Origin of the sequence: Colwellia sp. MB02u-14 (assembly GCF_014076915.1) — a bacterium.
Classification (GTDB): Bacteria; Pseudomonadota; Gammaproteobacteria; order Enterobacterales; family Alteromonadaceae; genus Colwellia_A.
Genome location: NZ_JACGUX010000047.1, coordinates 144,104 through 168,450, shown reverse-complemented (window position 1 = coordinate 168,450; position 24,347 = coordinate 144,104). Strand labels below are relative to the sequence as shown.

Below are 24,347 nucleotides of genomic sequence, written 5' to 3'. Positions count from 1 at the left end.
TTAACAATAATTGTTAGTGTACATCCTTCCAATATTCAACTTTAAGTAAGTAAGCAAAAATAAGGAAAATAAATAAGAAGCCTATTACCCAATATCCCATCGCTTCACGCTTAAGTTTGCTTGGCTCACCGGTATATTCTAAGAAGTTGGCTAAATCACGAGCAAAGGCATCGTACTCTTCAACGGTCATAGAACCACCTGTTGCTTCACTGAGTTTACCATTTTCGTCCATTGTGCGAACACCTTGTAGCCCCTGCAAAACATGTGGCATACCCGCGTTTTTTAATATGGTGTTATTAACGCCAAAGGGACGTTCTGGATCAACGTAGAAAGAACGCAAGTAGGTATAAATATAATCAGGCCCTGGCTTTAAACGCGCCATTAACGTTAAATCTGGTGGTGTATTACCAAACCATTTAGCCGCATCTTTTGCTGGCATAGTATTAGTAATATGATCACCGACTTTTTCACCCGTATACATATAATTAGCAATACCATCGGCTTCACTAATACCTAAGTCCTCAAAAGTACGATTGTATCTTTGGTACTGTAACTGGTGACAACCTAAACAATAATTAATGTAAGATTGAAAACCACGTTTAAGTGATTCTTTGTCACTTAAATCATTACCGGCTTTGTCTAAATGAACACCAGTGCTAGCAGCAAGTGTTAACATTGGCACAAGCGCAAAAATCCCAAAAATAAAAGCTCTAATAAATTTATTCATTATCCTGAAACCCTCTCTGGAACTGGCTTAGTTTTTTCGTTCTTACTGTACACCCATAAGGCAAGAAAGAAACCAAAATAACCAAACGTGGCGATAGTACCAATTAAGTTGTAGACCGGTGTTGATGGCAACGTACCTAAAATACCCAAAGCAATGAAACAAATAACAAATTGCGCTAAGTTAACCGTATGAGCCGTACAACGGAACTTAATAGATTTCACTGTACCACGGTCAAACCAAGGTAATAAGAATAAGACAATGATCGCAGAAAACATACCAACTGCCCCTAATAACTTATCAGGGATAACACGTAAAATGGTATAAAAAGGACCAAAATACCAAACTGGTGCAATATGCTCTGGTGTTTTCAAACCATTTGCAGGTTCAAAATTTGGCGCTTCCATAAAATAGCCACCGCCTTCAGGGTTAAAAAACATTACCCAAGAGAAAATGATTAAGAAGATAACAATCGCCACTAAATCTTTAACTGTGTAATAGGGGTGGAATGGGATCGCATCGACGATATCGTATTTTTTAGTATATTGCTCATGGAAAGTAAATTTACTATGCTCTTCTAATGGCACACTACCTTTAGGTTTTTTAATATTTGTGCCTTCAGGGTTGTTCGAACCCACTTCATGAAGTGCAAGAATATGTAAGAAAACTAATACAACTAAAACCAGTGGCATTGCAATAACATGTAAGGCAAAGAAACGGTTTAAGGTAGCACCTGATATAACGTAATCACCACGTATCCAAAGTGTTAAGTCATCACCTATAATTGGAATAGCACCAAACAGAGAAATAATAACCTGCGCGCCCCAATAAGACATATTGCCCCAGGGTAATAAGTAACCCATAAACGCTTCAGCCATAAGCACTAAAAAGATCAACATGCCGAAGATCCACAGTAACTCACGAGGCTTTTGGTATGAACCGTACATCATGCCACGGAACATATGCATATAAACAACAACAAAGAACGCTGACGCGCCTGTAGAATGCATATAGCGAAGTAACCAGCCGTAATCAACATCACGCATGATATATTCTACAGAAGCGAACGCACCTTCACCTGATGGCTCATAGCTCATTGTTAACCAAACACCCGTTAACAATTGATTGACGAGTACGACACTCGCTAAAACACCAAATACATACCAAAAATTAAAGTTTTTAGGTGCAGGGTACTGTCCAGCGTGTTTGTTTACAGCGTCAGTTAACGGTAAACGTTGATTAATCCAGGACATAAAATTTGCAAACATTATACTTCTCCTGTACTAACACCGATTAATAAGGTGTCTGCTGTTGGGAATGAATGTTCAGGAACCACCAAATTTGTTGGTGCAGGAACGCTTTGAAAAACACGTCCAGCCATATCGAATTTAGAACCGTGACAAGGACAAAAGAAACCATCTTTTACACCCTCAACAAACTCTTCAAAATCGCCTTGGTGGTGAGTAGGAGCACAACCTAGGTGAGTACAAACGCCCAAAGCAACCATAAACTCAGGCTTAATTGAACGATATGCATTGGTTGCATAAGTCGGTTGTTGAGGCTCTTCTGAACCGGGGTCTTTCAATTGATCGTCATGCGCCGATAAAGTTGATAATATTTCTTCTGTTCTTCGGACCACATAAACAGGTTTTCCTCGCCATTCAGCGCGGATTAATTGACCAGGTTCTATTTTACTCACATTGACTTCAACCGGAGCACCAGCAGCTTTCGCTCTAGCACTAGGGTTCCAAGAACCAATGAAAGGCACAGCCAAACCGACAACACCAACACCACCGACTACCGAAGTAGCAGCAGTTAAAAAGCGTCGACGGCCGTTATTCACGGGCGCATTGCTCATTCAAAATCTCCAAATAACATTGTTTCAAACAAATTCGAATTATTATTCTCACAGCTACAGCGAGTTGCAAGAGGAAATACTTTCCAATTGTTTGCCAAAACTTGCGACAAAAATTTTTCTGATAATAAAGAAATATGCACTTTTTTACAAGTAAAAATAAGCGAAACATCAGTTATATATCATTATATCACTGACTTTACCACATTGGACGCTCCGCTAAATACGAAAGATTATTATTTAAAAATTGAGGATAAAAAATAGTTTCTCCTTTACTATTTTATCAAAAAGACTAATCGTAATATTTTGGAAGGTATTTCTGAATTGCAGATATAAAAAAACCGACATAAAGTCGGTTTTTTGAAAACGTATAAGGTATATATTAACGTTTTGAAAATTGTGGCTTTTTACGAGCCTTGTGTAAACCAACTTTCTTACGTTCAACTTTACGAGCATCACGAGTTACGAAACCAGCTACACGTAAAGAACTACGTAAAGTTTCATCAAACTCCATTAATGCACGAGTAATACCGTGACGAATTGCGCCAGCTTGACCAGAAATACCACCACCTACAACAGTGATGTTAAAGTCAAACTTTTCTACCATTTCAACTAATTCTAATGGTTGACGAACAACCATACGAGCCGTTTCACGACCAAAGTATACAGAAATGTCACGCTTGTTAATTGTAATTGCACCGTTACCAGCTTTCATGAACACACGAGCAGTTGAGCTCTTGCGACGACCAGTACCGTAATATTGATTATCAGCCATTGCTTAAAGCTCCAAAAGTTGTGGTTGTTGTGCAGTATGCTTATGTTCAGTGCCCGCGTAAACTTTAAGCTTACGGAACATTTCACGACCTAAAGGTCCTTTAGGTAACATACCTTTAACAGCAAATTCCAAAACACGCTCTGGAGCTTTTACAATTAACTTTTCAAAGCTAATTTGCTTAAGACCGCCTGGGAATTCTGTATGCGAGTAGTAAATTTTACCCTTCGCTTTATTACCAGTTACTTTCACTTTCTCGGCATTGATAACAACGATGTAATCGCCAGTATCTACGTGAGGAGTATATTCTGCTTTATGCTTTCCGCGTAAACGGCTTGCAATTTCAGTAGCGATACGACCTAAAGTTTTATTTTCGGCGTCCACTAAGAACCATTCGCGTTGTACGCTTTCTGGTTTTGCTACAAAAGTTTTCATTAAAAAACCCAATATTTATTATGTTACTTTAAATGATGAATGTTAAGAATTAACACCACCGGTTAAAAAGACCACGCTATACCCCTTCGAGTATCGAGTCCATCGCCACTACTTTTCACAAAAGTCAAAAACAGTAGGCATTTGTAACGCAGGGAGCGCGGATTATACAGAAGTTATCCTATAAGATCACGTATAAATCACAATCAATTGCACTTTATTTACACTTTTATCTGTTAAACAATAAATCTTAGGATAAATTTTTTCCAATTGAACTTAGGGTAAATGTTTACTTGCTAAATAATCATGGGACTGCATTTCTTGTAAACGACTTAAACAACGTTTGAATTCAAATACTAGACCACCATGACTGTATAAATTTTCCATATCGACTTCTGCAGAAATAATTAATTTCACATTACGCTCATAAAATTCATCAACCAGCGCAATAAAACGACGTGCCGCGTCTTCGCGCTCGACACTCATCTGTTTTACGTTGGCTAATAGTACCGTGTGATATAAACGACTTAATTCCATATAATCAGTTTGGCTACGTGCTGACTCACACAATACTGAAAAATCAAAATGCACAATACCGTCAGATTCTTCAATCGCAAGAAGTGGGCGGCCGTTTATTGCGATATCAACGTTTTTATTTCCTAGATTCACAGAAAGTTGTGTAAAGTATTCAGCTAAATTATCACTGGCTTGTGCATCAAGTGGTGAATGAAAAATTTCAGCTTGCTCTAAAGTACGTAAACGATAATCAATTCCGCTATCAACATTAACCACATCACAGTGCTGATTAATAAGATTAATCGCAGGTAAAAATCGCTCACGTTGTAAACCATTATGGTAAAGATCATTAGGGATAATATTCGACGTTGCTACGAGTGTAACGTTATGGGCAAACAGCTCTTCAAATAAAGATCCGAGGATCATTGCATCGGTGATATCAGAAACAAAAAATTCATCAAAACAAATAATGCAGGTTTCGTCAGCAAAACGTTTCGCTATTATTTTTAAGGGATCAGCTTGTCCTGTTAAGGTTTTTAATTCTTGATGAACCCGATGCATAAAGCGATGAAAGTGAACACGCATTTTATTTTCAAAAGGCAGACAATCATAGAATGTATCAACTAAGTAAGTTTTTCCGCGGCCAACGCCCCCCCAAAAATAAAGTCCCTGAATGGTTTTAATTTCCGATTTTGAAACAATCCGCTTCCAGCGATTGAGTACTTTTTTAAATCCTTCAACAGGCAAGGGTTTATTTTGAAGATCTTCGTACAAGCGCTGTAAATTTTTTACTGCGTTTTCTTGCGCCTCGTCATATAAAAAATCATCACGGGTTAAATCTTGATTATACTTATCTAAAGGTGAAAGCTTGATCATTTATTGGCCACTTATATTTTGTTACACAGAGTCTTTGAAGGACTAATGGAATATTTTCTTGAAATTAACAAATTCGCAATCATATTCATTAGGTAAGCGCGAACAGAAGCGCTATTATACAAAATAAGTTAATATATTTTTACTAATTTTTATCGAATATAACGAGGGTTCCACACTATGGATATAGTTTTAGCAATTTTTCTTTTAATCGTCGGTACGGCAATGGGTTTTGTTGCTAGTCGTTTTTTATCTGCCTCAGTCAAAGACAATCAAAAACTCAGTGAACGTGTCAGTAATAGTGAAACCGCTTTAACACAGTATAAACTAGACGTTGCCGAACATTTAGATGATTCGACAAAACTATTAGATAAAATGAATAGCACCTGTCAAACGGCAATGAAACAAATGGAAAAAAGTACGCAATTGCTAAAAAAAGCAACACCTTTAGAAGTTGACGGCATGCCATTTTTCTCAAAAGAAACTCAAGATCAACTTGCTCAAACCGTATCATTACGCCACAGCAAAGCCGAACGTAAAAATGAAGAATTGGGTACTGAGCCACCACGTGACTATTCAGATCAAGCCAGTGGCCTTTTTGCTGACAAGAAACAAAGTGTTACAAATGTAGGGTAAGGCTATCTTGAACTAACATAAACAGCGCAGGTCTTTAGTTAGGTATATAAATTACATTAAATCATTATATTTATAGAAAGGTTGTCTCATTTATGAAAAAACTGTCTTTTTTAGCAACAAGTATTTTATTATCAGGCTCTATTGCCTTTGCCAGTTTGCCCGTCCACGCAAATTTACCTTTTTCCGTTAATAGCCAACAAATGCCAAGTTTAGCGCCCATGCTAGAAAAGGTAACGCCAGGTGTTGTATTAATTTCTATTACGGGTACTCATGTAGAAAAGTCAAAAGTACCAGAAGCCTTTAAATTTTTCTTTGGTAACCCCAATCAAAATCAAAATCAAAACCAATCAAGAAAGCGAGAATTTCGAGGTTTGGGTTCCGGTGTCATTATCGATGCTGAACAAGGTTACATAGTTACTAACAGCCATGTAATTAATGAAGCTGACGAAATTCAAATAACCTTAAAAGACGGTCGTCAAATTACAGCGAAAAAAATTGGCTCTGATGCCAGTAGTGATATCGCTTTACTGCAAATAGAGGCCAAAGACTTAATAGAAGTAAAGCTCGCCGACTCAGATAACATACGTGTTGGAGACTTTGCTGTCGCTATTGGTAGCCCTTTTGGTTTAGGTCAAACCGTAACCTCGGGTATTATAAGTGCCTTAGGGCGTAGTGGATTAAACGCGCAAAATTATGAAGACTTCATTCAAACTGATGCCGCGATTAATAGTGGTAATTCAGGAGGGGCATTAATTAACTTACAAGGAAAACTTGTCGGTATTAATACGGCTATCTTAGGTCCAAATGGTGGAAATGTTGGTATTGGCTTTGCTATACCAAGCAATATGGTCGACAACATCGTTAAACAGCTCATTGAATTTGGTGAAGTACGCCGCGGAGTACTAGGTGTATTAGGACGTAGTGTCAATGGTGAAATCGCTGAAGCTTTAGAGCTTGAATCAAGCCAAGGTGGTTTTATTGAGCAAGTAGAAGTTGGCTCAGCAGCTGACGAAGCCGGTATTGAGTCTGGTGATGTTATTACTAAAGTTAATGGAAAAATGGTGAAGACCTTTGCTGCAATACGAGGAAAAATAGGCACAATTGGCGCAGGTAAGAGTGTCGAATTAACCGTAATAAAAAAAGACGGCTCTGAAAAAACCTATAACGTTACCCTTAAAAAGCAAGAAACAGCCAAAGTCGAAGCCGCCAGCATCCACAAAATGTTAGACGGCGCTGAGCTTGAAAATAGCGAAAATGGTCGAGGTATTGATATAAAATCAGTAGCAGAGGGAAGTCCAGCAGCTTTCATTGGCCTTCAAAAAGGTGATATTATCAGTGGAATAAACCGCACACGTATAAAGTCGATAGGTGAATTGCGTAGTTACTTAAATGATAATAAAGGTGTTTTCGCGATAAATATTATCAGAGGTAATAGCACATTATTTTTAATGATCCGCTAACGCTCAAAAGTAAACCTCAAAATTAATTTAAAGGCTCTTTATGAGCCTTTTTTATGAGTAATACTATTTTGAAACTATAAAATTTAACTAAGCTTATGCTATGATTAATGATATTACATACTTATAATAAAAATTATTTTGAACATAATCAACCTAATAAAATATATTGTTCGCCCAGCCAGTTATGGTGTAATGATAGCTGTTGCTTTACTCCTATTAGTACCCGAGCTACGCACGAATACTTTGCAAGTACTTCAAAAAAATCAACAGCAACCCCAACAACCACTGTCTTATGCAAAAGCTGTCAGCACCGCTAGTCCAGCTGTGGTGAATATTTATTCTGAAGAAATAAATTCAAACCCCGTATATCGAGCAAAAGCAAGAAGACCTACTAACTTAGGGTCAGGTGTTATCATGCATGCCGATGGTTACATTTTAACGAATTATCATGTAGTGCAAAATGCTGACTTAATCACGGTGTTACTCCAGAATGGTCAACAATTTCCTGCAGAATTAATTGGCTTCGATGCTTACACTGACTTAGCCGTACTTAAAGTTGAAACAAGCAATTTACCTGTGATCCCCCAAAGAGCTAACTTACAGTCACTTGTTGGTGATGTCGTCCTTGCGATAGGTAATCCGTTCAATTTAGGACAAACAGTCACCCAAGGTGTTATTAGTGCAACAGGTCGGAGTGGTTTAAGTGTTATTAATTACTTAGAGTTATTACAAATGGATGCCGCAATCAACGAAGGTAACTCTGGCGGTGCATTGATAAATACTAACGGCGAATTAGTGGGCATTAATTCAAGGAAGTTCACCAATCAAGAAAGAAGTATTCAAGGCATATTTTTCGCCGTCCCCTATTCACTTGCCCATAAAGTGATGATGAAGATTATTGCCAATGGCAGAGTTATTCGTGGTTATTTAGGGGTAACTGTTTCACAATCACTCAATACAATGAAAGGTTTTGCTATTGATGCTGTTGAAGAGAACAGCCCCGCATTTAAAGCTGGCTTGAAACCAGGCGACATTATTTATGAAATAGATAATGTCGCGATCAATTCATTTCCACAAGCCCTCGACATTGTTGCAGAAACAAAACCTGGCACAACGCTGACTTTTAAGTTAGTTAGAAACAAAAAATTATTAGAAGTATCAGTTACCATTGCTGAAAAGCCAAAAAGTTAAGCCATAAGAAATTTAATCAGATAAGCTCAGTATTTACCTACTTGGCTTTTAACCGTTAATCGCACTAACAACTGAGTGTGTTCCTAAAAAAATGCACCCTTCTCCTCTTTTTTTCGTGTAGAAGATTTCAAAAAGTAACTTAAACGCTTTATCATCAATACCTGTATCATCATCTCGATATCTAATAATAATACTCCCTTTCTTCATATATACTTAGATAAGCACACTACCTTTAGCACCTTTGGTAAAAGCATGATTTACGGAATTTAAAATTAAATTACTGAATATTTGTGAAATAGCTCCTGCATTAACATTATCAGTTATTAGGGGGCTTTTTAATGTTGGTCTTAATGATAAAATAATTTCATCAATATATTGAAGTACATTAATATTTTGTATCTCATTAGATAATTGATCTACAGCAACTTACTTAAAACTATTCAGTAGCAATGCACTACGCTAAATGTTCATGGCAAGAATCGTCAGCACCTCTTCAATATCTTCAAAAAATTCATCAATTGTAGTTCTGTAATTGATTTATTATCGACCGAACGCTTCACTATTTTATACTCTTCTTATAAATGGCTAACACCCGTGACGCAAATCCCTAACGGAGTATTAATTTCATGTGCAATCCCCGCCACAAGACCACCTAATGAGAGCATCTTTTCTTTTTGTATCAGTACTTCTTGAGTTGTCTTCAATTATTTAATAGCTCGCTTAAAATCTCTATTTTTTGCTCAAGCAGACGATGTTGCTTAGCCATTTTTAACTGAGATTCTTTTCGCTACTGGCTATTTACCAATGTATCAATAGTATTCGCGACATGTTGCGCCACAAAGTTAAGCAGCATAAGATCGTCTTTGTTATAAATAATATCTTTATCGTAACTTTGAATCACAATTACCCCGTGTAAAAAGTTAGCTAAAATCATCGGTGCCCCACCCATGAGATAAAGTCTTTTGAACCAATAACTTATTCTATCTCCCCATGCGTAATAAGCTTATTTATTTACGTAATATCTAATAATTGCGCTTTGCGGTTTCTGATGACAGAGGAACTAACTACCTTGCCATTAGCCACTTTCTATCAACAACATCTTGCTCGTCTTTCTCGTTAATAAAGTAGGGGATCGTTAAAATTAGGTCTTATTCACTATATAAAGCAATAAAGAAATTCTTTGAATAAATGAGTTCAGCAATGGTGTTATGAACGGTTTGATAAAATGAATCGAGATTATTATTGTTATAATCTACCGACGTTACTTTAAATAGCGCGTGATGAAGTTTTTCAGAACGTTTCCTTCCAGCAATTTCTTGCTCAAGCTGCAGGATATATTGTTGGCTATCTAATGCCTTATATTTTGAAGTGGCCTATTTTAGGAGTAGACAATGGTAAAGCTCACTTAATGTCGTTGTTTTAAGTTTAGTAAAATATTGGATTAAAGAAAGTGAATAATATCAGGTTTTTTATATAAAAAAACAGTTAATACAATTCAGCAATACACCACTGATTTCGACCGTTATTTTTCGCCTGGTATAATAAGGTATCAACTTTTTTCATAATACCAGCGACAAAAGCTGACTCTGATGAATTCACAACAACGGCACCCACACTAACCGTTAACTGCTTAGACACACTAGAGTATTCATGTTTAATCATTTTGTCTTTTATAGCTTGATCAATATTGCTGAGCATAATGTCAGCGCTTGCTTTATCACAATCAGGTAAAATAATAACAAATTCTTCACCGCCATAACGCGCAACAAAATCTCGTGGTCGTAAACAAATTTCACGCAGTGCCTGTCCAACTTGTCTTAATGCTACATCGCCAGCACCATGGCCGTAGTTATCGTTATATTGCTTGAAGTAGTCTATATCGATAAGGCCCACTAATAACGTCGTGTTTTCTTGCTTGATAGCAGCCACTTCCTCTTTTAGAACAACATCCATTTTACGGCGATTATTAACCCCGGTTAAAGCATCGATATGGGCTATTTCGTCTAGCATTTTTCGTTGACGAATCAACTCTAAATGCATCATCACTCGTGCTATAACAATGTTCGATTTAAAGGGTTTATAAATATAGTCACAGCCCCCTAAATTAAAGCCACGCTCTTCATCGTCGTCATTGGCTAAGCCGGTGATAAAAATCACGGAAATATTCATCGTTTCAGGATCATTTTTTAAAATATCAATGACCTCAAAACCAGATAAATCAGGCATAACCACATCTAATAGAATAAGGTCAGGCACATGTTTTATAGCCAGTTTTTTGGCTTGTTGACCGTTTTTTGCAAAAATAATTTTTGCTTGTTCTTGTAACAACTCTTTCAGCATTTTGCGATTTGCTTTATCGTCATCAACAATTAATATGCTTTGCTCTAAAGTTTTCATGCTTACGATACTAGTTTATTTTTTAATGCTTCGATACATTTTAATGCGCTAGCATATTCAACATCTTCAATTAATTCGACAATATTATCAACGAGACTGCCGAGATCACTACCTTGAGTATACTCTGCCAATGTCGGTAATAAATCTTCTACTTCAGCATCTTCTTGCTCAAGTAAGTACACCATAGAATTAAGTAACACCGTCAGCAACTCTTTATTAAGCGATACTTTAGGTTGTTCACCTAAAGAAGCGCTAATGTCTTGATCCGTTAAAGTCGTTAAAGCCGACAATATTATTTGATGTTCGTTAATGAGCAGCTTTATGAACGACGCACTTTTTTCTGGTTGATCTTTTATCTGACCTTCTAATTCAGCCGACAAATCCGCTAAATGATAAGCACCAATATAAGCAGCATTTGATTTTAAAGAATGAGCAAGTCGATATAATGTATTAAAGTCTTTATCTTGATAAGCCTGCTCTAATTCCACATGCAATACTTTTGTACTTTTATAAAAATCAATGACCAACTTCTGATAAATATGCTGCCTGCCGCCCATAGCCAACAAGGCTTTTTTACTGTCTAAACAGGTCAGTTTTGTAATACGTTCCATTAACGTCTCGCCAGGTGGTTCAATAACCAACTCAGCAATATCAGACGATTTTTCTGTGCAATGATCATTCTTATTTTGCACCCCATTAATTTTATCACTTAAGTATTTTGCCATTAGGCTAAATAGAGCATTGGGATCTATGGGTTTAGTAAAGTATTCATTCATCCCTACGTCTAAACATTTGTTCAGTTCGTTAGGCATCGCGTGGGCGGTCATAGCAATAATAGGCAGCGCGTTAAATCGAGCTTGTTTTCTAATTTCTTGTGTTGCGGTTACACCATCCATTTCAGGCATTTGTATATCCATCAAGACAAGGTCATAGTTTTTATTGGCTAACTTTTCTAAGGCAATTAAACCATTACTCGCGACATCGACCTTAGCTTTGGTATCTTCTAAAAAGCCTAACACCACTTGTTGGTTTAATTCATTGTCTTCAACTAACAATATATCTGTTGATGAGAAATCCATTAAACTCGCATTTTTCATATTATAAAAATCTTCATCAAGATCAATTTTTAATGCGTACATCATCGCCTCTAAAAGCACCGTAGCATTAACGGGTTTTTCTAAAAAGCCATCAATACCAGCGGAACTCGCTAACGGCATAGCATCATTTTTATCGAAAGCAGTTACCATTAATACGGCTCGAACGTCGTAAAGGTTTTTATCATCTTGTATGGCTTTTGCAAAGGCAATGCCATCCATATTAGGCATACGCCAATCGGTAATAACTAAGTCGTAAGATTCATCATTACTTTTTGCTGTGGCTAACAGCTCTAATGCTTTTTCTGCACTTTCAACGGCAGTAATTTCACAATGAAACTCTTGTAATAATTCAGTGATCACATTTAAACAAAGCTCGTTGTCATCAACTACTAAAATATTGAGTCCTTTAATAGCATCAATATTTTCCAATTTACTCACGGGCAAATCGCTTTTTTCACAGACGATATTAAAACTAAATTTACTGCCTTCACCTAACGTACTCTCAACCCAAACTTCACCGCCCATTAAGCCGCTCAGCTCTTTACAAATTGAGAGACCTAAACCCGTACCACCAAATTTACGAGTAATAGAACTGTCCGCTTGCGTAAACGATTGAAAGAGGTTATTCATTGTCGCTGTTTCTAAACCGATACCGGTATCAGAAACACTGAACTCAAGTATTAATTGGCTATCGTCATCTTTAGTTAATGGCTGTTTAGCCAAACCGACTTCAATAAGAATATGACCTTGGTCAGTAAACTTTATTGCATTACTCACTAAGTTCACCAGAATTTGCTGCAAGCGTATCGGATCAGACTTAATATGTGTTGGCACATCACTGTGTACTTTTACAATAAGTTCTAAGTTTTTAGCATGCGCACGCAAGGCACAAATATTATTGGTTTTCTTAATCAATCCGCTCATATTCACGGTGACAGATTCTACCGACATTTTACCTGCTTCTATTTTTGAGAAGTCGAGAATATCGTTAATTAGCCCTAAAAGTGCTTGCGAGGCATCTTGCGTTTTTCCAATTAGGTCTTTCTGATGGGGATCTAAATCTGTTTTAAGTGTTAAATAACCTAAACCAATAATAGCATTCATCGGTGTGCGAATTTCATGACTCATTTTTGCCAAGAACTCGCCTTTCGCTTGCATCGCATGTTCAAGTTCAACGGTTCGTTCAGCCACTTTTTGCTCTAAACTCCGATTGATATCAAGTAAGGTTAAATGCGTTTCTACACGAGATAACAGTTCGTGCTTCGAAATAGGTTTGGTTAAATAGTCATTACCACCAGCAGCAAAGCTTTCAACTAAATCGACGACCTGATTTTTAGCGGTTAAGAAAATCACTGGTAATTCGTTCACTAAATAAGTTTCACGAAGCTTTCTACACACTTCATAACCTGAAACCTTTGGCATCATAATATCAAGTAAAATCAAATCAAACGGACGTTCTCCTTCAGGAAGACCTTCACTCGCTTTTTCAATAAACGCTAATGCTTGTTCACCGCCATTGGCCTGAAACAATTGATAGTTAAGCGGCAATAAATAATTATGTAGCACTTGCCGATTAATCGCATCGTCATCAACAATCAATACCCTAAAATCACGATTATCTTTACTTGTAATAGAGCCACTTACAGCTTTATTGAATTCATTGTCGAGGGGGAAGTATTCTATGGTGTCATCTAACGCCTGTAAACGTGACAATTGCTGTTTAGTTTGCTCGTTTTTTCCATCAAACAGGGTCGACGATTCACCAATCTCACGGCCATCAAGCGTATAAACAGGTAAAGTAAAACTAAAGGTACTCCCTTTATTAAGTGTAGAGCTTACGGTGATTTTGCCACCATGTAATTCAACTAACTGTTTAGATACAGCTAAACCTAAACCTGTACCACTGGCACCGCGTGTTTCATCTCCTGATATTTGTTCAAAAGATTCGAAAATGGTTGATAAATTTTCTGCGGCGATACCGATACCGGTATCGGTAATATCAATACAAACAAACTGTTGCTCGTCACTTTCACTATTACCAACGAGTTGGGCTGAAACAGTAATAGTGCCTGACTCGGTAAATTTAATCGCGTTACCGACAATATTAAAAAGAATTTGCTGGAGTCGGTCTTCATCTGCTTCTACCGCAGGAAAATCGCTGGCAATATTATTGACTAGCACTAAATCTTTGATTTTTAATGTTGCACGAGATAACGTGAATACCACATCAATCATGCTGTTAATATCAATTGCTGAAGTGTGGATCTGCAAACCATGGTTTTTTAACTTAGCGAAATCTAAAATATCGTTCACTAAGTTAGACAAACGCCGACCACTTGCCACTACCATAGATAAATCGTGATTGGCTTTATCAGGTAATTGCCCTGCCACACCGTCGATTAACGATTCAGCTAAACCAATAATACCGTTTAAGGGCGTACGTAACTCATGGGAAGTATTGGCTAAAAATTCATCTTTCAATTTATCAACGCGGGTTAAACGTAAATTAATGGCTTGCTCTTTTAAACGTTGGTAATTCAAACGATAAATATAAGAGATTAGCGCGCCAATACCGACAATAAAATAAAAAGTAAACGCCCACCAAGAAAGCCATGGCGCGGGTAACACCTTAACGTTTAATGACTTTCCTTGTTCGTTCCAGTAGCCGTCACCATTACTGGCTTTTACCCGAAAGACATAATCGCCTGCTGGTAAATTGGTGTAAGTGGCTCGGCGGTTTTTTGCATCGGTATAAACCCATTTTTCATCAAAACCTTCAAGTGTGTAAGCATATTTATTACTCATTGGCTCAGAAAAGTGGAGAGCTGAAAATTCAAAAGTAACTAATTTTTCATTATGTGAAAGGGTGAGACTATCGAGTTGATTTATCGCCTGTTCAAGGCTAAAAATATTTTCATTCACAACACCGATGTTATCGTCAACGCTTGACGAAATAACCGGTACAGATATATTATTTAATAAAAAATCGGTCAAACCAACATTAGCGATTGTATTATCATTCTCAATACTTTCAGGAAAAAAGTGGCTAATGCCATTGACCCCACCAAAGAACAACTCGCCGGTTTTACTTTTATAATAAGCGCCCCCATTAAACTCATTCCCTTGTAAGCCGTCATAAACATCGTAATTTTTAAAAGTTTCTGTTTTAGGATCAAAATGCGAAATTCCCTTATTGGTACTTAGCCATAAGGTGCCTTGGGGATCTTCTAAAATGCCGTATACACTGTCGTTAGCCAGCCCATCTTGTTCACGATAGTGGGTAAATACCCCTGTAGATTCATCATATTTGTTAAGCCCCCCCCATGTACCAAACCAGAAAATATTTTGCTTGTCTTGATAAATGGTCATTATTTTATTATTAGACAAGCTATTGCGATTATCAGGGTCATGCTTAAATACGATGAAATTTTCTCTATTTTCTTGATATAAATTTAAACCATTATCTGTGCCAACCCATAAACGGTTTTTCTGATCTTGATATATGTCCCAAACTGTATTATTGCTAAGGCTATTTTCATTTCCATCAGCAACGAAGCGGTTAAATTTTCCACTTGTTGTGTCGAATTTATTTAATCCCCCCCCCCAAGTACCAACCCATAATTTATTTGCATAGTCTTCTTGTATAGATAAAATTGAATTATGACTAATACTAGAAGCATCGTTCGCTTGGTGTTGATAATGCTTGAATTCGCTTGAATTATTACTGAGTTTATTTAAGCCGCCATCGTAAGTACCGACCCATTTATTATTTTTACTGTCGACATAAACAGACAAAACATTATTACTGCTGATAGTACTAGCTTGATTAGCATCATGGGTAAATGTAGTGAAAGTTAGCGTTTTAGGATTATACCTATTTAAACCACCAAAAGTGCCATACCAAAAATAATCGTAATTATCCTCAGCTATAGCAAACGCTAGGTTATTACTCAGACTATTAATATTAGTGGTTGAATGTTGAATATGAGCAAAGTTAAATTGATTAAGCGCTAATTTATTAAGCCCTCCACCATAAGTACCTACCCATAAATTATAATTTTTATCTTCATAAATATCGGTAATTTGATTAAAACTTAAACTACTTGAATCACTATTATTTTCTTCAAAATGAGTAAATGACTGGATCGCTGCAGTATATTTATAAAGCCCTGAAAAAGTGCCAATCCAGAAGTCATTGTTACTGTCTTGGTAAATATCATGAATATTACTATTTGCCACACCATCTTTTACTGGAAGGGTAATAAAATCAATAAATTTTTTATCGGTGGTATCAAATATACTAATGCCTAGGTTAGTTCCAAGCCAAACATCTCCATTTTTAGCTAAAAGTAAGGCATTAACTCGATCAGCGTTAATATTGTTCACTTGATTATTCTTATCGCTATAATAGGTGAACGTTTCTATTACGGGGTTAAACTGAGTGAGCCCCCCACGATTGCTCGTTAACCACAACATCCCTTTTTTATCTTCTATAATGGAATGAAAGTCGTTATATTTAGTGTTCTTTTTTTGATAAATAAAACGTTTAAATGTTTTTGTTTTTACATTGAATTTATTTAAGCCGTTCTTGGTTGCAATCCAAATAGTGTTATTACTATCTTGAAAAACACTATTTATATAATTATCACTGATACTATTTTCTTCTTCTGACACACTAAAATAATGTTTAAATTTTTCAGTTTTAACATTAAAATAATTTAAGCCGCCTGCACTGGTACCTACCCATAAACCACCTTGCTTATCTTCAATCAGAGCCGTTATAAAATTGTCTGAGACTGTATCAATATTATCAGGATCATGGCGAAAAGCCTTAAATTGATAACCATCATAACGATTTAAACCATTTACTGTTGCTACCCAAATGAAGGCATCCTTAGTTTGAAGTACATCATTAATAGTATTGGTAGACAAACCATCGACATCGGATAAATGGCTAAAATGAATAGTTGATTCACTTGCATATAAATTAATAGAAATTAACAAATAAAACAGACAGAATAGTAAACGCATAGCAATTATCTTATTTTTATTATGGTGCGGGAATTATTAGACTTTGAATTAAAACCAAAAAGAATCAAACAAGCAAGGATAATGTAATAATAAGGGAAGCATAAAACTATCTTTAACATTTTAAATTATCTTGAATAATCCCTCTTGTTTAGTTTTTATTTTAAGGCTAAGCTAATTCCTCCCTCAATATAAGTAAAGTAAAGCTAGGATATTCAAGCGATTAATTTAACTTGTTGAGGAATAGACAAACATATAATTTACTACTACTTGAGGAAAAAGTATGAGCACTAATACTGATAAACTGCATGAAGCAAACGTTATTGATAAAGAAAAACTAAATGACGATCATAAAAAATCGATTGAAAGTTTATCCAATGAAGAAGTTGAACAAGTCATTAGCATTTCAAAAAAATTAGGTGATATCCCACATACTACTGGCGCACCTTTTTAGATCCCCTGATTAAAGAGCAATTTATAATAGTTACCTTATTCATTGCTCTGTATTTGTAAACTGTAACGTGGAATGACCAATGACAGAAAAACTTACCCATTATCAACGTATTCAAGACAGTATAAAATTTATCAGTTTAAAGGCATTTCATGCCAACAATGACTTTAGAAATCATCCGCAGTTTTCAGACATTTGTATTAACTTTATTCATATGAACCACAGTGTTGCTAGAGCAACTATTCCAATGATGGAAGAAGTTATTCGCTGCGCAGAAGCTTTACCTAACGACCCCTTATCTGCGCCTCTTATTGCTTATATGAAACAACATATCGTGGAAGAAAAAGATCATGACGAATGGTATGTAAGAGACCTTGGGATTTTAGGTATGAGCCGTGAAGAAGTATTTTCTCGTATACCGTCACCAAATATTGCTGCGATGATCGGTTCACAGTATTACTGGATTAAACATCATCATCCTATCGCGTTCCTTGGTTATATGGGATCACTTGAAACTTATCCACTCAAAGAAGAACACGTAAATGGCATGATTAAAGATTCCGGAATGCCAGCGGCAGGGTTTGATACCGTAATGTTGCATGCAAAAATTGATATTCATCACAGTAAAGACATTATCAATTTAATTAATACTTTACCGTTAACCGAAGAGCACATGAGAATAATAGAAATGAGCGCATTTCAAACCTTCCGTTATATTGCGTTGATGATGGAAGATATTTGTAAATCGGCACCTAAACCTTTAGCAACAGCATTTTAACGTTCGAGTACTCAGCTGGTGACAGGAAAAGACATGGAAGCCTTGCATAAAAGAACCGTACAACCTGATATTCATGATCATCGTGATCACCAATTTTGTCTGCATCACGGTGACAAATCGCCCCAGTACAACCATATAACGTGCCCAATTAAATTAAAAGCGCAAATGGCTGAAGATATTCTCCCTATGGTAGATTTACGCAAAAGCCTTACCTCAGAGATAATCAACCAAGGGTTACTTAATTCATGTTCAGCCTGTGCTATTGCGGTAGCGGCTGAACTTTATTTAATCAAAGATAATCAGCCTTTTATTAATGAGAACATCAGTAATATCGATGCTTCACAAATGTTCATTTACTACAATGAGCGCGTAATAGAAGGTAAAGTTGATTTAAATGCCCCCGTTTTTATTCGTAACGGAATTAAATCTTTGTTTAAAAACGGCATTTGTTCAGAAGTCTCTTGGCCTTATCCTGAAACAACATTTCCCAAAAGCATTAAAGATATTATTAGAACAGGCAGCGTTGCAGAAATTACAGCAGCGATAGCAAAAGCACTAAAAGACAATGAAACCGAGTTACATGCTGCTATTTCACAAATCCCCTCTGTGCAGGCACTCACACAAGCGAAAAAACATATTATCACTCGTTATTGTAAGCTAACGCTTGATAATGGCTTGATTGACTTTAAATTGTCTTTGTCGAAAGGCTTTCCCGTTATTTTTGGCATGATGGTGCCGAGAAGTTTTTATTTAACGCCGGCAAATGGTGTTTTTACCCTGCCACCTCCTGATGAAATTAGGCTTGGGGGACATGCGTTACTCGCGGTTGGTTATGATGATAATAAGCAGCACTTTATTGTTAGAAACTCATGGGGCGAAGAATTTGGCGATAAAGGCTATTGTTATATTCCTTATGATTTTTTTACCGGTAAATATCAAACCAGCCAAACAGGTCAGGTTAAAGACTTGCAAGATAATACCTTTAGTTTCTGGTGCCTCACTCATGAGTAATTCGTGAGTCATTGATGAGTAAGGTCATAATATCTCGTTAATCACAGTCAGCCCTTATATAAAGCGCCTGTGTTCAACCAAGAGAAGTGCGCTTTGTTTGTGGTACTTGCCTGTAATATTGATAATCTGCATCAAGATATTTAGGGTAATGCCTAATAGGCATGATGGCTGGCTTAGCTAAATAAAAGCCTTGCGCGTAAACCATGCCAAGCCTTTGCAATAACTCGAATTCTTCAATGGTTTCTATTCCTTCAACAATAACCTTCGCCTTAGCAGATTGTGCTAAGTCAAAAATAGCTTTAAGAAATTTGCGTTTAAAACTGTCTTGATGGCAGTTTTCGACGAAATAGCGATCAATTTTGACAATATCAGGGCGAAGCTGACTCCATAACTTTAACCCTGAATACCCTGCCCCTAAATCATCAATAGCCACATCAAAGCCAAATTGACGATATTTCGCCAGTGCCTCACTGAGCATAGTGTCATTAGGCACCGGATATTTTTCGCTGAGCTCGATAACAATTTGATCGCAACGCAAACCCGCTTGTTGAACAAATTTGATTGTCTCGCCTTGCGGATGATGCTTACTTAGCAGTACCAAAGGGCTAATATTTAGGAACAATTTCCCCTGTAATTTCAATTCAACAAAGCGAGTTATTGCCTTATCTCGGCAAAGTATTTCTAATTCAGAAATTAAGTCGTACTGTGATGCAAAATAAAAAAGTTTATCCGGTGAATACAGTTCAGTGTTTTCTGGCCCACGCGTGAGTGCTTCATAGCCGAGGATAATTTTTTTTTGTACATTGAAGATGGGTTGAAAAACGGTGGTTACTGCTTTGTTTGCTAATATTTCTAAAAGTTTATTTTTCACAGAGTACTCCTTAATTGCTGGAGTGTAGGTGAATACTATTACATTTTTATGACAGGCCTTTTGATCCTATTGATTTCCTCATATTATCAAAAGGCAAGCCCCCTGAAATCTTATAAATAAGCAGTCGAGCGATAACCTAGGTACGATTTCAATTTGATAGTTTATAAATGAGTTAAAAACGTTACAATTTTTTATTTGCTTAACCACTGAGCTTCAATAAGATGTATGGGTGAATAAATAGCGTTGTAGAAAGAGGAGTTCAGTGGTGAAAGAGCAATTAGACGTTAAGAACAGTATAGATAGAATAGTGACCTCTACTTTTGGAAAATTATCCAGTGGTGAAACTACACAACAGTTTACGCTGAAAAATGAAAAGGGAACGACGGTCAGTATCACTGATTTTGGCGGTATTATTACGTCGATAAATACCCAAGACAATAAGGGGATTTTTGCTGATATTGTTTTAGGTTACGACAACATTCAAAGCTATGAACACGACCCTTATTATTTAGGGGCTATTATTGGCCGTTATGCAGGAAGAATAGATCAAGGCACTGTTAGTATTGACGACGAAGCATTTCAGCTTGCGTTAAATGCGCCTGACAGCCAACTTCATGGCGGAGAAAAGGCGCTTAACAAACAATTATGGCAAGCTAATACTTTTCAAACAGAGACGTCTGCAAGTGTTGAACTTAACTATACTAGCCCCGATGGTGATGCTGGTTTTCCTGGCACCGTTACTTTTAAAGTAATTTATACTTTAGATGACGATAACCAATTCACACTTGAATATTTTGCCCACACCGATAAAGCCACCATAGTCAATTTAACGCAGCACAGTTATTTCAACTTGGCTGGCCATGACAGCGGCAATATTTTAGATCATCAGGTTTATATTAATGCCAACCATTTTTTACCGATGTGTGAACGGGTCTATCCCACGGGTGAACAAAAGCTCGTTACCGATACGGCTCATGATTTTACCAACGCTACAGATTTACGCACTTTGGGCGATGAAATAAACGGTGAAGATAAACAAATAAAAATGGGTTTGGGTTATGACAATTATTGGCTTTTAAATAAAGAGTCTTTAGGCGGTGAAATACTTGCAGCACAAGCTGTTGAAAAAGCCTCTGGACGTTGCATCAGTATTTATTCAGACCAACCTAGCTTAATTTTATATACCGCCAATTATATTGACGGTAGCCAAATAGGTAAAGACCACTGCCGTTACCAGCCACGCGCTGCACTTTGTTTAGAAACCCAACGCGCCAATAGTTTGCAGAAAGGCTGTTCTATCGACAATGTATTGTTAACGCCTGAAGAGGATTTCTACAGTAAGACTCGCTGGGTATTTTCTTGTCTTTAAAATGAAAGTCACAGATAAAGAGGATCGTTAATCCTTTTTATCTGCTGGTCATTACTTAACGAGAAACATGATCAGTGCGCCAACCATTGCGCCAAATAACCCCGCAAATAATATTTGCATATTTGGGTTAAAACTATTGTCTTCGTCGTCTAAAAGCGATTCATCAAGTGCTTCAGGTATAACTATCTCAGCTTGTGTTATTTCAAAAACTGACGAGAGTCCAAGCACGGTATCTTGAGAAGCATTACCGTAACGTTCTACGCGTTGCACCGTTCTTAAGCTAATAGCACAGGCATCCGCTAAATGTTGCTGGGTCCAGCCATTGGCCGTACGAAGTTCTTTTATTTTTTTAGCATTAACATCCATCTTATTCACCAAACAACATAAAGAAAACGTTAACCGCTAAGAAACCACAAAGTGCACCCACTACAAAGCAACTTGGGATGAACCACCAAAGTATATCTTTATTGAGTTGGCGACTTTTCTTTAATGCTTTTTTAAGTGTTTTTACATGTACGCCATTTTTGATCAACGTACAGTGAGTTTCACCCGTAAGCATATTAACAACATGTAATTCGACTTCATAAAGGTCATCATCCATAGAAAACTGATGAATAGATTTACGTCTGAACGACCATTTTTTAGAGACTAAGGCATCATCAACATAAAGTCGCTCTTTGCCATTAACCGCCGAGCAATTCAAATAAACACTATGTTCACCCTCCGTAAAGCTATAGTTAAAACCTTTTCTGAAACTAACCGTTCCTTGAAGCTCTTTCTCTTTATTTGCTATGTTCTGGTCTTTATTATTTTCTGTATTCTTTAGCATGATGATCCCTTTGTTTGTCACTAATTAAGTGAGGCTAGTAAAACTTTTCTAAGCCGTTAAGTCTGCGTCAATGAAGCGACAGTCTCTCAAATGTCATATGACAACACCTGTGTCATATCAACTAAAGCATTGAAAATATTAAATAACATAGAACAATACAAAATAAAAGAGGGCAACATAATTGTTGCCCTCTTTAACTGAATATAAAGCTTTATCTAACACTTATTAACTATACGTCTAATAAGTCTCTAATTTGCTGAGTAATTTCATCAATTCTATTAATATCAACCGGTGCAATAAATATGGTGTCGTCACCAGCAAGTGTCCCTAAAATCCCTGCGGGCTCACCTAGACTGTCTAACATTCTTGAAATCAAGGGTGCGCCACCAATACCCGTTTTCAAAATTATTTGCATATTATTGTGCTTAACACTCACAACAACTGACTGAATTGATTGTTTAGATTTAGGTACGGCAAGCTCGTCGGGTAAAATATAAACAACCTCGGTGTTGGCGTTACGCATTTTAACCGCACCAAGTTTTGACAACAAACGAGATATTTTCGCTTGCGACATATTTTTAAAACCTTGCTTATCTAAAGCATCTGCTAACTGACTTTGCGAACCGTAGCACTGATCTTTTAATAAGGATTTGAATGCTAAAACTAATTCTGCTTCATTTTTTTTACGGCTAGAGATCATATCTGGGTCGGTACGGTAGTTACAATGAATTTTATTTTAAGCGATTAACGCTATATTCACCTAGACAAATTTATAAAAAGTCACGTTAACTTATTAGCGCCCCCTAAAAAAAAGCTTGAATACCCGTTTGCGCGCGCCCCAAAATTAGGGCGTGTACATCGTGCGTGCCTTCATAAGTGTTCACCGCTTCTAAGTTCATCATATGTCGAATAATATGAAACTCGTCACTAATACCATTACCACCATGCATGTCGCGGGCATTGCGGGCAATTTCAAGTGCCTTACCGCATGAGTTACGCTTTATTAAAGAAATAGCTTCTGGCGATAACGACCCAGCATCCATTAAACGTCCTACCTGTAAACAAGCGAATAAGCCGGTGGTAATATCGGTTTGCATATCCGCTAGTTTTTTCTGAATAAGTTGTGTTGCAGCTAGTGGCTTACCGAACTGTTCGCGGTCTAAAGTATATTGGCGAGCGCCATGCCAACAGAACTCAGCAGCACCCAGTGCTCCCCAAGCAATGCCGTAACGTGCTTTGTTTAAACAACCAAAGGGCCCTGATAAACCTTTAACATTCGGGAGGATATTTTCTTTAGGCACTCGCACATTGTCCATCACAATTTCACCGGTAATCGATGCGCGTAAAGAAAATTTACCTTCAATTTTAGGCGCCGACAGACCTGCCATGCCCTTTTCAAGAATAAAACCACGAATAACGCCCTCGAGTTTTGCCCAAATAATAAAAACATCAGCAATGGGGGCGTTGGTGATCCACATTTTATTACCCGTTAAGCAATAACCACCATCGACCTCTTTAGCCCTTGTAGCTAAACTTGCAGGGTCTGACCCCGAATTAGGCTCAGTTAGCCCGAAACAGCCAATATATTCTCCTGTTGCAAGCTTAGGTAAATATTTTATCCGTTGCGCTTCACTACCATAAGCATGAATAGGATGCATAACCAATGAAGACTGAACGCTCATCGCACTTCGATAGCCACTATCCACTCGCTCAACTTCTCGGGCAATTAAGCCATACGTTACATAATTAACCGCTGAACAACCGTATTTTTCTGGCAAGGTGCACCCTAATAAACCCAGGTCACCTAATTCTGTCATAATGCTGGCGTCAAATACTTCATTTCGATTTGCTTCGAGGACGCGAGGCATCAATTTTTCTTGACAATATTGATGGGCAGTATCACGGATCATCCGTTCTTCTTCACTCAATAAAGACTCAAGTAGTAAGGGATCTTGCCAATTAAAAGAGGAACGTTGCTTTGATGATGTGTTTGACATGAAGTTAACCTAAGGCTGATTACAATTTATCACTAGAGCATAATCAACTTTTAACCAAAG

20 protein-coding genes are annotated in these 24,347 nt (G+C 37.1%); 7 read left to right on the top strand and 13 right to left on the bottom strand.

Annotation, left to right across the window (positions count from 1 at the left end; genetic code table 11):
• Positions 1 to 13: 13 nt before the first annotated feature.
• From H4J52_RS03880 to zapE, 6 genes are all read right to left on the bottom strand, one after another.
• Entirely contained in the window at positions 14 to 727 is a 714-nt protein-coding gene (locus H4J52_RS03880; protein ID WP_182179222.1) for a cytochrome c1, read from the bottom strand.
• A complete protein-coding gene (locus H4J52_RS03875; RefSeq protein ID WP_182179220.1) occupies positions 727 to 1,992 on the bottom strand; it encodes a cytochrome bc complex cytochrome b subunit in 1,266 nt (421 codons plus the stop codon). Before H4J52_RS03875 ends, H4J52_RS03880 begins: the two co-directional genes overlap by 1 nt.
• Positions 1,992 to 2,582: a ubiquinol-cytochrome c reductase iron-sulfur subunit gene (gene petA, locus H4J52_RS03870; protein WP_182179218.1), complete on the bottom strand. Its 591-nt coding sequence runs from the start codon at positions 2,580 to 2,582 to the stop codon at positions 1,992 to 1,994. The genes H4J52_RS03875 and petA overlap by 1 nt, the downstream gene beginning before the upstream one ends.
• Positions 2,583 to 2,961: 379 nt before the next feature.
• A complete protein-coding gene (rpsI, locus tag H4J52_RS03865; protein WP_182179216.1) occupies positions 2,962 to 3,354 on the bottom strand; it encodes a 30S ribosomal protein S9 in 393 nt (130 codons plus the stop codon).
• Positions 3,355 to 3,357: 3 nt separating this feature from the next.
• Complete coding sequence (gene rplM, locus H4J52_RS03860; protein ID WP_182179214.1) at positions 3,358 to 3,786, bottom strand: 50S ribosomal protein L13; 429 nt, start codon at positions 3,784 to 3,786, stop codon at positions 3,358 to 3,360.
• Between the two features lie 273 nt (positions 3,787 to 4,059).
• Positions 4,060 to 5,175 carry a cell division protein ZapE gene (zapE, locus tag H4J52_RS03855; RefSeq protein ID WP_182179212.1) on the bottom strand — a complete coding sequence of 372 codons (1,116 nt, stop codon included), beginning with the start codon at positions 5,173 to 5,175 and terminating at the stop codon, positions 4,060 to 4,062.
• Between the two features lie 177 nt (positions 5,176 to 5,352).
• On the opposite strand from zapE, the gene H4J52_RS03850 reads away from it, so the two are divergent.
• The 3 genes from H4J52_RS03850 to H4J52_RS03840 all read left to right on the top strand — a co-directional run bounded on the left by H4J52_RS03850 (position 5,353) and on the right by H4J52_RS03840 (position 8,459).
• Entirely contained in the window at positions 5,353 to 5,808 is a 456-nt protein-coding gene (locus H4J52_RS03850; RefSeq protein ID WP_182179210.1) for a YhcB family protein, read from the top strand.
• Positions 5,809 to 5,900: 92 nt separating this feature from the next.
• Positions 5,901 to 7,268, top strand: a complete 1,368-nt coding sequence (locus H4J52_RS03845) for a Do family serine endopeptidase (protein ID WP_182224242.1) — start codon at positions 5,901 to 5,903, stop codon at positions 7,266 to 7,268.
• Between the two features lie 138 nt (positions 7,269 to 7,406).
• On the top strand, positions 7,407 to 8,459 hold the full coding sequence (locus H4J52_RS03840; protein ID WP_220460027.1) for a trypsin-like peptidase domain-containing protein: 1,053 nt from the start codon (positions 7,407 to 7,409) through the stop codon (positions 8,457 to 8,459).
• A gap of 1,485 nt (positions 8,460 to 9,944) precedes the next feature.
• On the opposite strand, the gene H4J52_RS03835 is transcribed toward H4J52_RS03840, so the two are convergent.
• Both H4J52_RS03835 and H4J52_RS03830 read right to left on the bottom strand, forming a co-directional pair.
• A complete protein-coding gene (locus H4J52_RS03835) occupies positions 9,945 to 10,856 on the bottom strand; it encodes a diguanylate cyclase domain-containing protein (RefSeq protein ID WP_182179204.1) in 912 nt (303 codons plus the stop codon).
• 2 nt (positions 10,857 to 10,858) lie between these two features.
• A complete protein-coding gene (locus H4J52_RS03830; RefSeq protein WP_182224241.1) occupies positions 10,859 to 16,984 on the bottom strand; it encodes a response regulator in 6,126 nt (2,041 codons plus the stop codon).
• A gap of 280 nt (positions 16,985 to 17,264) precedes the next feature.
• Between H4J52_RS03830 and H4J52_RS03825 the strand changes: the two genes are divergently transcribed.
• The 3 genes from H4J52_RS03825 (at position 17,265) to H4J52_RS03815 (ending at position 19,221) form a co-directional block, all read left to right on the top strand.
• Positions 17,265 to 17,435 carry a hypothetical protein gene (locus H4J52_RS03825; protein WP_182179195.1) on the top strand — a complete coding sequence of 57 codons (171 nt, stop codon included), beginning with the start codon at positions 17,265 to 17,267 and terminating at the stop codon, positions 17,433 to 17,435.
• Positions 17,436 to 17,514: 79 nt separating this feature from the next.
• A complete protein-coding gene (locus H4J52_RS03820) occupies positions 17,515 to 18,210 on the top strand; it encodes an iron-containing redox enzyme family protein (RefSeq protein WP_182223824.1) in 696 nt (231 codons plus the stop codon).
• 33 nt (positions 18,211 to 18,243) lie between these two features.
• Positions 18,244 to 19,221 carry a C1 family peptidase gene (locus H4J52_RS03815; RefSeq protein WP_220460026.1) on the top strand — a complete coding sequence of 326 codons (978 nt, stop codon included), beginning with the start codon at positions 18,244 to 18,246 and terminating at the stop codon, positions 19,219 to 19,221.
• A 73-nt stretch (positions 19,222 to 19,294) separates the two neighbouring features.
• On the opposite strand, the gene H4J52_RS03810 is transcribed toward H4J52_RS03815, so the two are convergent.
• The gene (locus H4J52_RS03810) at positions 19,295 to 20,092 is read right to left on the bottom strand and encodes an EAL domain-containing protein (protein WP_182224240.1); all 798 of its coding nucleotides are present in this window, start codon (positions 20,090 to 20,092) and stop codon (positions 19,295 to 19,297) included.
• Between the two features lie 265 nt (positions 20,093 to 20,357).
• Between H4J52_RS03810 and H4J52_RS03805 the strand changes: the two genes are divergently transcribed.
• Positions 20,358 to 21,461 carry an aldose epimerase family protein gene (locus H4J52_RS03805; RefSeq protein WP_182179189.1) on the top strand — a complete coding sequence of 368 codons (1,104 nt, stop codon included), beginning with the start codon at positions 20,358 to 20,360 and terminating at the stop codon, positions 21,459 to 21,461.
• Positions 21,462 to 21,512: 51 nt separating this feature from the next.
• Here the strand turns inward: H4J52_RS03805 and H4J52_RS03800 are convergent, their stop codons facing one another.
• From H4J52_RS03800 to H4J52_RS03785, 4 genes are all read right to left on the bottom strand, one after another.
• Positions 21,513 to 21,827, bottom strand: coding sequence for a helix-turn-helix domain-containing protein (locus H4J52_RS03800; protein WP_182223825.1), 315 nt, complete (start codon positions 21,825 to 21,827; stop codon positions 21,513 to 21,515).
• A 1-nt stretch (position 21,828) separates the two neighbouring features.
• Positions 21,829 to 22,290 (bottom strand): hypothetical protein, encoded by a 462-nt coding sequence (locus tag H4J52_RS03795; RefSeq protein WP_182179185.1) that lies wholly within the window; start codon positions 22,288 to 22,290, stop codon positions 21,829 to 21,831.
• Between the two features lie 229 nt (positions 22,291 to 22,519).
• A complete protein-coding gene (gene argR / locus H4J52_RS03790) occupies positions 22,520 to 22,990 on the bottom strand; it encodes a transcriptional regulator ArgR (RefSeq protein ID WP_220460025.1) in 471 nt (156 codons plus the stop codon).
• A gap of 103 nt (positions 22,991 to 23,093) precedes the next feature.
• The gene (locus H4J52_RS03785; RefSeq protein ID WP_182179183.1) at positions 23,094 to 24,287 is read right to left on the bottom strand and encodes an acyl-CoA dehydrogenase; all 1,194 of its coding nucleotides are present in this window, start codon (positions 24,285 to 24,287) and stop codon (positions 23,094 to 23,096) included.
• Positions 24,288 to 24,347: the final 60 nt, after the last annotated feature.